This window comes from Actinomadura fulvescens (assembly GCF_039533225.1).
Taxonomy (GTDB): Bacteria; Actinomycetota; Actinomycetes; order Streptosporangiales; family Streptosporangiaceae; genus Spirillospora; species Spirillospora fulvescens.
This window is the reverse complement of the sequence record NZ_BAAATD010000002.1, coordinates 413624-424126: the sequence shown is the minus strand read 5'-3', so window position 1 is coordinate 424126 and position 10503 is coordinate 413624. Positions and strand designations below refer to the sequence as shown.

Below are 10503 nucleotides of genomic sequence, written 5' to 3'. Positions count from 1 at the left end.
CGATGCACCGGCCACAGGGAACGCTCACCGGCACCGACGCCGCCACGTTCCGCGCCGTCCTCGGCCACTTCGCCACCGGCGTCGTCGCGGTCACGGGGCTGGCGCGCGGCGAGCCGGCCGGGTTCGCGGTCAACTCGTTCACGTCGGTGTCGCTGGTACCGCCCCTGGTCGCATTCTGCGTCGCCCATACGAGCACCACTTGGCCGGACCTGCGCGGCTCCGGCCGGATCTGCCTCAACATCTTGAGCGAGCACCAGCAGGCCGTCTCCGCCCGGCTGTCCGCCAGCGGCGGGGACAAGTTCCGGGACCTGGACTGGTCGGGGTCACCGGCCGGCCTCCCGGTCCTCGCCGGGTCGCTGGCCTGGCTGGAGTGCTCGGTCGTCGCGGAACATCCCGCCGGAGACCACGACATCACGGTCGCGCACGTCCATCACCTCGGCGCCCATCCCGGCGTACCACAGACGGCCGGGCCGCTCGTCTTCTTCCGGGGCGGCTACGGGAGCTTCACGCCCTCGCCGAACGTGTGAGGCGGTGGACGGGCCCGCAGCGGCGCGGAATGCTGCGGGGCCGCCCACCACGTTCAGGAGGCGGGTTCGTCCGCCCGATAGCCCGCGGCCAGGGCGGCGGGGGAGGTGGCCAGGTAGTCGAGGGCCTTCCGCGTCGAGCACTCCTGCGACGGGTGGAAGTCGCGGCGCAGATAGGTGCGGGCGGCTGAGATCATGAAGCGGTTGCTCGGGAAGATGCCGCGGCGGACCGCCCGGCGGTAGTCGCGGATCCGCGGCCGCACGCCCTTGAGCGTGGGGTCCTTGCGGCACAGGTACGCGGCGCCGAAGTAGACCATCAGCGGCATCGCCAGCACCCCGACGAAGAACGAGACGAAACGGCGCCAGTACGCGCCGGACACGTGCTGGTACACGTCGAACGCGACCGACCGGTGCTCGACCTCCTCCGCGCCGTGCCAGCGCAGCAGGTCCATCATCGTCGGATCCGCGCCCGCGTCGTCCAGCTCGTGGGCGTCCAGGATCCACTGGCCGAGCACCGCCGTGTAGTGCTCGATGCCGGCGATGACGCCGACGCGCAGGTTGAGCCACTGGCGTGCGGGGATCAGCCGGAGCGGCGACCGGTCGCCCAGCAGGTGCCGGAACGTCCACTCGATCGTGGTGGTGAGCGGCCGCGGATCCAGGCCCTGGGCGAGCATCTGGCGGTCGAGCACACCCTGGTGGGAGTAGGCGTGCACGGCCTCCTGGCCCATGAAGCCCTTGACCTCCCTGCGTAGCCGCTCGTCGTCCTCCACCAGCGGCAGCGTCTGCTTGTAGACACGCACGAACCATCGTTCACCGGCGGGGAGGAGCAGGTGCAGCACGTTGATGAAGTGCGTGGCGACCGGCTCGTCCGGGATCCAGTGCAGCGGGGTGTCCGACCAGTCGAAGCTGACCCGCCGCGGCGTGATGACCGGGTGCCGTTCGTCGATCTCGTTCATCGGGTGGTCCTCCGTTCCGGCGCCGTCAGCCGCACAGCGCCCGCTCCTGCGCGGCCTGGAGCCCGGCCGACTCCGGCTCGCCCTCGATGTGGTCGACGAACTCGCCCAGCCAGGCCGCGACGACGGCGGGGTCCTTGCGGACGGCGCCCCAGTGGCCGACGGGCAGTTCCCTCCGCCAGCAGCGGTCCACATAGCGTCCGACGTCCTTGGACTGGTGGGGCGAGACGAACGCGTCCCTGGTCGGGGCGATGACCTGGACGGGCACCCGCGTTCGGCAGAGCTCGCCGGGACGCAGGAACCGCAGGGCGTTGGCCCGGTAGAGCTTCATCCCGTACAGCGCGTCCTGGCGGAACGTGGGCCCCGGCTTGCGCTCGATGCCCTCCATCCGTTCGATGATCACCGGGAACAGCCGTGCTCCGCCGAGCCGCCAGCCGAGCTGCGGGAGCCCGGGGACGGCGCCGAACATCAGGTACCAGGAGCGCGCGAACTGCCCCGCCAGCTCGGCCAGATGCCGCGGCGTGGGCCTGCGCAGCCGGTCCCTGACCCACTGCCCGAAGTGCTCGATGCAGGGGCCCGAGATCGAGGTGAACGAGGCGATCCGCCCGGCCTGCCGCTCGCCGCCCGCCCCGGTGATCGCACCCCAGCCCTGCACCGAACCCCAGTCGTGCCCCACCAGATGCACCGGCCGGTCCGGTGAGACGGCGTCGATCACCGCGCGGAGGTCGCCGCCGAGGTTGTCCATGACGTACGCCTTGGTACGGCGCGGCCTGCCGGACTCGCCGGCGCCCCGCACGTCGTAGGTCACCACGTGGAACCGGGCGGCGAGGATCTCCGCGATCGGCTCCCAGATGGCCTGGTTGTCCGGGTAGCCGTGCACGAGGACGACCGTCGGGGCGTCCCGGGGCCCGTACTGCCGGACGGCCAGCTTGATGCCGTCGCCCTTCACCTTGCGGGTCGTGGGGGTGAGCGTCACGCCTCGCTCCCGTCCGTCGCACCAATTGGAATCGGCCTCTAATATGGAGAACGAGTTGAACGAGAGTCAAGAGCGATCCGGACCCTAATTGGACTTCAGTCGAATATGCTGGCCGCCCGAACCCGAACCCGGGCCCGAACCGAGCCCGGACCCCGAGCCCGAGCCCCGACCCCAACTCAAGCGACAGGGAGCACGATGACCGCCGCGGCCGGTTCCGAGAAGACCGTCCCCGCCTCCACGGGACGCGGGGAGGCCCGGCGCGCCGCGATCCTCGACGTGGCGGCCCGGCTCTTCGCCGACCGCCCGTACGACCTGCTGTCCATCGACGAGATCGCGCGCGCGGCGGGCGTCGCCAAGGGCCTGATCTACTACTACTTCGGCAGCAAGCGCGGGCTGTTCCTGGCGTTGATCGAACGCGCCGCCGGCACGCTCAACGAGCTCGCCGAATCGTTCGACGGCCTGTCCCCCACCGAACGCCTCATCCGGACCCTCGACGGCTTCCTGTGGTGGGCGGACGCGCACCGGTCGGCCTTCCAGACCGTGACCAGCGGCGGCGTCGGCGTGGACGCCGAGGTGATCGCGCTCTACCGGACGGCCCGCAGGCGCCTCCTCGCCGCGATGTCCGAGAGCCTGACCGGCTCACCCACACCGCGCCCGACCCTGCGCGTCGCCCTCGACGGCTGGCTGTCGTTCGTCGAGGGCGCCACGTACTCCTGGCTGGAGGGCCACGACCTCGGCCGCGAGGACGTGCGCGACCTGGCCGTCCGCGTCCTCGGCGGCACCCTCCAGGCCGTGGGCGTCGCGGACCCGGACAGCGACCGGCCCGGCCAGAGCCCGCCCTGACGCGTCAGCCGGCCGGGGCGAGGGTGACGTCGACGACGAGCTCGGCGGGCGCCTCTTCGAGCTCCAGGTCGGCGATGCGGCCCGCCGCGACCAGATCGGGGCCGGCCACACGCCGCACCTCGGCGCCCCGGACGACGGCGCGGGACACGTCGGCGCGCATCGAGGCCTTGGCCTCCGACTTGGCCTTGCGGATCTGGCGCAGCGCCTCGGCGGTCGCCGTCAGCACGACCGGGTCACCGCCGGACGGCAGCTCGGCGGGCTCGGGCCAGGAGGCGCGGTGCACCGAGCCCTCCCGCCACCACGACCAGACCTCCTCGGTGACGTACGGCAGGATCGGCGCGAAGAGCCGCAGCATCACCGAGAGCGCCGTACGGAGCGCGGCCCGGGCCGACTGGGCCTCGGCGCCCTCACCGTAGGCACGGGTCTTGACCAGCTCCAGGTAGTCGTCGCAGAACTCCCAGAAGAAACGTTCCGTCCGTTCCAGCGCCCGCGTGTAGTCGTAGCCCTCGAACGCCCTGGTCGCCTCCTCCACGCCGCCGGAGAGCGCGGCGAGCACCGCCAGGTCGAGCGGCTCGGTGACGGAGGCGCCCGAGTCGACCTCACCGAAGCCGAGCACGAACTTCGACGCGTTCAGGATCTTGATGGCGAGGCGGCGGCCGACCTTGATCTGGCCGGTGTCGAAGGCGGTGTCGGTGCCGGGCCGGCCGTTGGCCGCCCAGTAGCGGACCGCGTCCGAGCCGTACTCCTCCAGCAGCGCGATCGGCGTGACGACGTTGCCCTTGGACTTGGACATCTTCTTGCGGTCCGGGTCGAGGATCCAGCCGGACAGCGCGGTGTCGGTCCACGGCAGCGAGCCGTGCTCCAGGTGCGCGCGGACCACGGTGGAGAACAGCCAGGTCCGGATGATGTCGTGTGCCTGCGGACGCAGGTCGAACGGGAAGACGCGGGCGAACAGGTCGGGGTCGCGTTCCCAGCCGCCGGCGATCTGCGGGCTGAGCGACGACGTGGCCCAGGTGTCCATCACGTCGGGATCGGCCATGAAGCCGTTGGCCTTGCCTCGCTGGTCCTCGTTGTAACCGGGCGGGACGTCGGACGACGGGTCGACCGGAAGGCTGCTCTCGGCCGGGACGATCGGGTCGTCGTAGATGGGCTCGCCCGCGTCGTCCAGCCGGTACCAGACCGGGATCGGCACGCCGAAGAACCGCTGCCGCGAGATCAGCCAGTCGCCCGCCAGCCCCTCGACCCAGTTCTCGTAGCGGGCCCGCATGTAGGGCGGATGCCAGACCAGCTCGCGCCCTCGCGCGAGGAGCTCCGCGCGCGTCTCCGGGTCGCGGCCGCCGTTGCGGATGTACCACTGGCGGGTCGTGACGATCTCCAGCGGCTTGCTGCCCTTCTCGTAGAACTTGACCGGCCGGGTGACCTTGCGCGGCTCACCGTCCAGGTCACTGGACCCGCGCAGCAGCTCGACGATCCGTTCCTTGGCGGAGAAGACGGTCTTGCCCGCGAGCTCGTCGTACGGGTGCGCCGGAACGCCCTGCGGCGGCTCGCTGACCAGCCGCCCGTCCCAGTCGATGATCGCGCGCGTGGGCAGGTCGAGCTCGCGCCACCAGGTGACGTCGTTGACATCGCCGAAGGTGCAGATCATCGCGATGCCCGACCCCTTGTCTGGCTCGGCCAGCCGGTGCGCGACGACCGGGACCTCGACGCCGAACAACGGCGTCCGCACGGTCGTGCCGAACAGCTCCTGGTAACGCTCGTCGTCGGGATGCGCGACCACCGCGACGCACGCGGGCAGCAGCTCCGGACGCGTCGTCTCAATGTAAACCGGACGTTCCTCACCCCGAAAACGCAGCCTGTAGAAGGCACCGGGGTGGTCACGGTCCTCCAGCTCGGCCTGCGCGACCGCCGTCCGGAACGTGACGTCCCAGAGGGTCGGCGCTTCCGAGACGTAGGCCTCACCGCGCGCCAGGTTGCGCAGGAACGCCCGCTGCGACGCAGTGCGCGACTCGTCGCCGATGGTCGTGTAGAGGTGGTTCCAGTCGACCGACAGGCCGACGCGGCGCCACATCTCCTCGAACGCCTTCTCGTCGAGCCGCGTCAGCCGTTCGCACAGCTCGATGAAGTTGCGGCGGCTGACCGGCACCTGCCGCTTGGGGTCGGGCTTGTCCGGAGGCTCGAAGGACGGGTCGTACGAGAGCGACGGATCACACCGGACACCGAAGTAGTTCTGCACGCGACGTTCGGTCGGGAGCCCGTTGTCGTCCCACCCCATCGGGTAGAAGACCTCCCGGCCGCGCATCCGCTGGAAGCGCGCGACGGTGTCGGTGTGGGTGTAGGAGAAGACGTGGCCGACGTGCAGCGAGCCGCTGACCGTGGGGGGCGGCGTGTCGATCGAGTAGACGTCGGCGCGCGGCCGGGTGCGGTCGAACCTGTACGTGCCGGCGTCCTCCCAGGCGCGTACCCACTTGTCCTCCAAGCCGTCCAGAGAGGGCTTGGCGGGGACGTTCGGCGTACGCGGCTGTTCTGTCATGCGCCAATGGTATTGACATCGGGGCGTTCCGCATGCCAATTAACCCGCCGCGGGCCGGTCCGGTAGCGTCGGCGGCAGATTCGGAGTAGTGGAGGACACGATGGCGGACAAGGGTGACATCGGCTGGCGTCTGGTGGCGGGCGCCGCGGCCTTCGCCGGCGGCTTCGTCGCGAAGAAGGCGATCACCATGGCCTGGAAGAAGAGCACCGGCAAGGAGCCGCCGACCAACCCCGAGTCCCCCGACGTCGCGCTGCGCGAGGCGATCGGCTGGGCCGTGATCATGGGTGTGGGCATGGAGGTGGCGCGGCTCCTGGCCACGCGGGCGGCCGCCCGGCAGTGGGCCAAGGGCACGGGCAAGTCGCCCTACGAGCTCAAGTCCGAGGTCTGAGCGCGGTTATTGGATAGGGGGTCCAGTGCCGCCCCCCGTACGACAGGTGCGTATCGTGGTCGATCCCGGCGCGAGAAGGGATCGACCGCGATGCCAGCCTTCCGGCTCCCGTACGAGGACGAGCTCCGAGCCGAACGTTCCCGCCTGATCGACACCGTCGAAGGCCTCTCTGACGACGACTTCGACGCCGGCACGACCCTGTGCACCGAATGGGCTCCGCGCGACGTCCTCGGCCATGTCATCGGCCTGGACTACCTGACGTCCTACCTCCCGTACGGCATCCGCATCAACGCCGCCAACCAGGCACAGGCCGACCGCGCCCGCGCGGTCTCCCGCGAACGCCTCATGGAATGGGCCCGTCACTGGGCGGCCAGCCCCAGCACCACGAGCCGCCTCGGCGCCACCATCCTCCTCGGTGACCTCGGCGTGCACCACCAGGACATCGTCCGCGGCCTCAACCTCAAGCGCGAAGTCCCTGACCCCGTCGCGACGGCCATCTTCCGCGAGGGCCTCCAGCTGAGCCTCTGGCTCAACCGCCGCGTCCTCCGCTACCGGCTCGTCCCGACCGACGGCCACCGCCCCGTCGCCCTTCCCGGCGCCAAGCAGGAGGTCCGGGGCACCCGCGAGGCACTGGGCCTTTGGCTGACCGGCCGTGACTCGGTGAAGTCCGAACTCGACTTCGCCTGACCCGGCGGAAGTCAGGACATCGCCCGCTCGATGCGGCGGGCGCGGTCCATCGCGTCCCGGGCCGCCCGGAGCATGCGGCGGTCGGTGTCTTCCGCGGCACGGCCCGCGTGGTCGTTCCAGGTGGATGAAGGGGATGAGGTTCGGTTTCGGGGACGGTCAGCCGGAGGGAGGCAGGCGGGGTGGCTCGCCCGGGAGCGGAGCCGGGGTGGTGGCTCGCAGATCCTTGCGGATCTCTTCGGCGAGGCGTTTGGTGGCGGTGCGGTTGAGGGCGGCACCGGCGGCTGCGCCGGTCAGGAAGGGACCCATCGTGCTGAGGCTGCGGCCCATGGTGCGCAGCAGCCGCTTGCGGAGGGCGACCTTGGCCGCCGAGCCGAGCGCGCTGGTGAACGTTCCGGTCTCCAGCGGGTTGATGCCGCGCCGCTTGGCCCAGGACGTGAGGAACGCGGCGCCGCGCGTGGCGCCCGAGCCCTCGACGCGGACCTCGTACACCTCGTGCAGCTCAGCGATCATTTTGACCTCGATCGCCGCCACCACGAGAGTCTCGGCGGCGAGCTGGGCCGGAGCGGTGAGCAGCAGCGGCGGCGTGGCGAACTGCACCGCCGCCAGCGCGCCTCCGGCCGCTCCCACGGCGGTCGTGCCGTTGGTCGCCACCCGGACCACGTTCTCGGCGAGCTCCTCGCCCGCCAGCCCGTGATGATGGTCGCGCAGGGTCTCCAGATCACGGATCGGGATGTGCGGCGCGGCGGCGGCCATCAGGTCGGCCAGCCAGCGACCGCGCGCGATGCCCGCGGCGCCTGCCCTGCGTGCACTGTGGCCCAGCAGCCGGGCGAGTCGCCCGAGCAGGCGGCCGCGGGTCTCGCGGTCCATGTCGTCGTCGCCGGAAAGCCGGCCGATCAGCTGGCCGATCTCCGCGTCCTCCGGTACGGCGACCGCAGTGTTCTCCTCGTCGTCGCGTTTGTCTCCTGCCACCGCGCGCCTCCCGTTAGGCGGCGCACTCGCGGCAGATGGGCTGGCCGTTCTTCTCGGTGGCCAGCTGGCTGCGGTGGTGCACCAGGAAGCACCGCGTGCAGGTGAACTCGTCCGCCTGGCGGGGAACCACCCGGAAGGTGAGCTCCTCGTTGGACAGGTCCGCGCCCGGAAGTTCGGCGACCTCGCCGGCGTCCAGGTCCTCGTCGATGATGCTCGCGGCCTTGTCGGCCCGCCGAGCCTGAAGCTCCTGGAGGCTGTCCTCGTTGAGATCGTCGTCTGTCTTACGTGGGCTGTCGTAGTCGGTCGCCATTTTCTATCTCCATCCCCCTCAGTCCTTTATGCGCCCCGTCGCGCGGATCTAACGCTCGGGAGACCGTTCTTGTGCCCGATCCGGGCGGGAAATTCTGTCACGGGCCGTGGCCTGCGACACACAAGGCGCGACTGATCCCACCGGTGACACCGATCACCCCAGATCACTCCCCCGATATGTGTCGTACATCACACGCCCGTGCGGGTATCCCGGAGCGAATCAGGGCCGGAACGCCCCGCCGGGCTTCCCGCGGCGGCGGGATCATATCGGTCCCGGCGGCATTGTGCGCGCCGACCGGCGGGAGCGCGCCCGCCGATCACCAAGTGGGAATCAGCGGGGGGAATCAGCGGGGCTGCGGGATGGCGAGCCAAGCGAAGCTTGTCCGTTGGCAGGGTGGTTGGGTGGGGGCTGCGGGATGGCGAGCCAAGCGAAGCTTGTCCGTTGGCAGGGTGGTTGGGTGGGGGCTGCGGGATGGCGAACCAGACGCTCCGGTGAAACGTCTGAACTAACGCGATATCGTGCCCGCCTAGGTTGGGGCGGGTTCCCTGACAGGGTGTCCCCGCATCGTCATGGTCCGGGGGTGTCCGACGACGGGGGCCGGCGACCGACACTCGCGGCACATTACTGACGGGTCACTGGAGGGTCAGATGCCGGATGCCGCTCCCCTGGAGCCAGGCGATCCCCGCGTATTGGGGCAGTACGAAGTCGTCGGGCGGCTCGGCGCGGGCGGGCAGGGCGCGGTCTTTCTCGGCAAGTCGCCTAGCGGCGAGTACGTCGCCGTCAAGCTGCTGCACGCCCAGATGGCGAGCGACCCGGCCGCGCGGGCCAGGTTCACGCGTGAGGTGAGCGCGGCGCAGAAGGTCGAGCCGTTCTGTACCGCGCGGGTGCTGGAGGCCGACGTCCACGGCGACCAGCCGTACGTCGTCAGCGAGTTCATCGACGGCCCCTCACTGCACGACGTGGTCGCGCACAACGGGCCGCGCGGCGCCGCCGAGCTGGAACGGCTGGCGATCGGCACCGTGACGGCCCTCGCGGCCATCCACGAGGCCGGGATCGTGCACCGCGACTTCAAGCCCAACAACGTCATGCTGGCGTCCGACGGCCCGCGCGTGGTCGACTTCGGCATCGCCCGCACCGTCAACTCCCAGGAGAGCGCGGTCACCGCCACCGGCATGGTGGTCGGCACGCCCGGTTACCTGGCGCCGGAGCAGCTCACCGGGGCGCCGCTCACCCCCGCGGTCGACATCTTCGCGTGGGGCGCGACCATGGTGTTCGCCGCCACCGGGCAGTCGCCGTTCGAGGCCGACACGCTGCCGGTGATCATCAACAAGATCCTGAACGAGGACCCCGACCTGTCGGCGCTCCCCGCCGGGCCGCTGCGCGACCTGGTCGGCCGCTGCCTGTCCAAGGACGCCGGGCTCCGGCCGCCCGCGGCGACGCTGCTGCTGCAGTTGCTCGGCCACGTCGGCGCGGCGCCGTCCAACCCCGGCGCGGGCCAGGAGGACCTGCTCAACCAGGGCACCCGGATCGCCGCGCAGATGCAGGCTCCGCCGCCCGTTCCCCCGGCGCGGCACACGCCTCCGCCGCAGCCGCTCACGCCGCCCCCGATGCCCATGCACCAGGCCGGCGTCGGCCCCAGCACGCCGCCACCGCAGTCGATCACCCCGCCGCCCATGCCCATGTACCAGGGCCAGGGCATGCCGCAGGGGCCGGCCGCGCCGGCGCCGCCCATGCACATGCATCAGGGTCCCGGCGGTCCGCCGCCGCCCGGCTACGGGCCGCCGCCGCGTACGGGCGGCTCGTCCAACGCGCCCGCCATCATCGGCATCGGCTGCGGCGCGCTCCTGCTGGTCGCGATCATTCTCGTGGTCGTGCTGGCGGCCGTCGGCGACGATGACAACGACCCGCCGCCGTTCCGGTCGACCTACACCCCGCCGACCTACAGCCTGCCGTCGCGCACCCCGACCTACGGCACCAGCGGCGGCGAGCTGATGGGCACCTGGGAGGGACCGGCCAGCCAGCCGAGGGCGAAGGAGGCCGACACCCGGAGCTTCACGGCGCGGTTCACGATCTTCCGGAGCAGCGGCGTCGCGCGCTACACCTACAGCAACATCGCCAACAACTGCTACACCAAGCTGTCGTACATCGGCGGAGACAGCACCAAGGCGACGTACCGAGAGGAGGCCCTCGGCAGCAAGGACCGCTGCGCCGACGGCTACCTCACGTTCTTCCTCAGCTCGGGTTCCCTCATGCGCTGGGAATGGCGCCAGTATCAGTCGACGGCCGCCGCCGACGCCTATGGGACAGCCCGCAAGCAATAGCC

Annotated in this window: 10 protein-coding genes; 5 read left to right on the top strand and 5 right to left on the bottom strand. The window is 71.1% G+C overall.

The annotated features are described in order from the left end of the window. Positions 1-2 precede the first annotated feature (2 nt). Positions 3-527 (top strand): flavin reductase family protein, encoded by a 525-nt coding sequence (locus tag ABD333_RS08900; RefSeq protein WP_344539513.1) that lies wholly within the window; start codon positions 3-5, stop codon positions 525-527. Between the two features lie 53 nt (positions 528-580). Here ABD333_RS08900 and ABD333_RS08895 read toward each other — a convergent pair whose 3' ends face one another. Together ABD333_RS08895 and ABD333_RS08890 are read right to left on the bottom strand one after the other, a co-directional pair. After that, positions 581-1480 carry a metal-dependent hydrolase gene (locus ABD333_RS08895; protein ID WP_344539511.1) on the bottom strand — a complete coding sequence of 300 codons (900 nt, stop codon included), beginning with the start codon at positions 1478-1480 and terminating at the stop codon, positions 581-583. Between the two features lie 25 nt (positions 1481-1505). Then, entirely contained in the window at positions 1506-2453 is a 948-nt protein-coding gene (locus ABD333_RS08890) for an alpha/beta fold hydrolase (RefSeq protein WP_344539510.1), read from the bottom strand. A 195-nt stretch (positions 2454-2648) separates the two neighbouring features. On the opposite strand from ABD333_RS08890, the gene ABD333_RS08885 reads away from it, so the two are divergent. Then, positions 2649-3296: a TetR/AcrR family transcriptional regulator gene (locus ABD333_RS08885; RefSeq protein ID WP_344539509.1), complete on the top strand. Its 648-nt coding sequence runs from the start codon at positions 2649-2651 to the stop codon at positions 3294-3296. A 4-nt stretch (positions 3297-3300) separates the two neighbouring features. On the opposite strand, the gene valS is transcribed toward ABD333_RS08885, so the two are convergent. Next, the gene (gene valS, locus ABD333_RS08880) at positions 3301-5826 is read right to left on the bottom strand and encodes a valine--tRNA ligase (protein ID WP_344539507.1); all 2526 of its coding nucleotides are present in this window, start codon (positions 5824-5826) and stop codon (positions 3301-3303) included. Between the two features lie 100 nt (positions 5827-5926). Between valS and ABD333_RS08875 the strand changes: the two genes are divergently transcribed. Both ABD333_RS08875 and ABD333_RS08870 read left to right on the top strand, forming a co-directional pair. Further along, on the top strand, positions 5927-6214 hold the full coding sequence (locus ABD333_RS08875; protein ID WP_344539505.1) for a DUF4235 domain-containing protein: 288 nt from the start codon (positions 5927-5929) through the stop codon (positions 6212-6214). Positions 6215-6304: 90 nt separating this feature from the next. Next, the gene (locus ABD333_RS08870) at positions 6305-6901 is read left to right on the top strand and encodes a maleylpyruvate isomerase family mycothiol-dependent enzyme (protein ID WP_344539503.1); all 597 of its coding nucleotides are present in this window, start codon (positions 6305-6307) and stop codon (positions 6899-6901) included. 156 nt (positions 6902-7057) lie between these two features. Here the strand turns inward: ABD333_RS08870 and ABD333_RS08865 are convergent, their stop codons facing one another. Both ABD333_RS08865 and ABD333_RS08860 read right to left on the bottom strand, forming a co-directional pair. Further along, a complete protein-coding gene (locus ABD333_RS08865) occupies positions 7058-7870 on the bottom strand; it encodes a hypothetical protein (protein WP_344539501.1) in 813 nt (270 codons plus the stop codon). Between the two features lie 13 nt (positions 7871-7883). Then, on the bottom strand, positions 7884-8180 hold the full coding sequence (locus ABD333_RS08860) for a DUF4193 domain-containing protein (protein WP_131740700.1): 297 nt from the start codon (positions 8178-8180) through the stop codon (positions 7884-7886). A gap of 647 nt (positions 8181-8827) precedes the next feature. On the opposite strand from ABD333_RS08860, the gene ABD333_RS08855 reads away from it, so the two are divergent. Next, complete coding sequence (locus ABD333_RS08855) at positions 8828-10501, top strand: serine/threonine-protein kinase (RefSeq protein ID WP_344539496.1); 1674 nt, start codon at positions 8828-8830, stop codon at positions 10499-10501. Positions 10502-10503 lie beyond the last annotated feature (2 nt).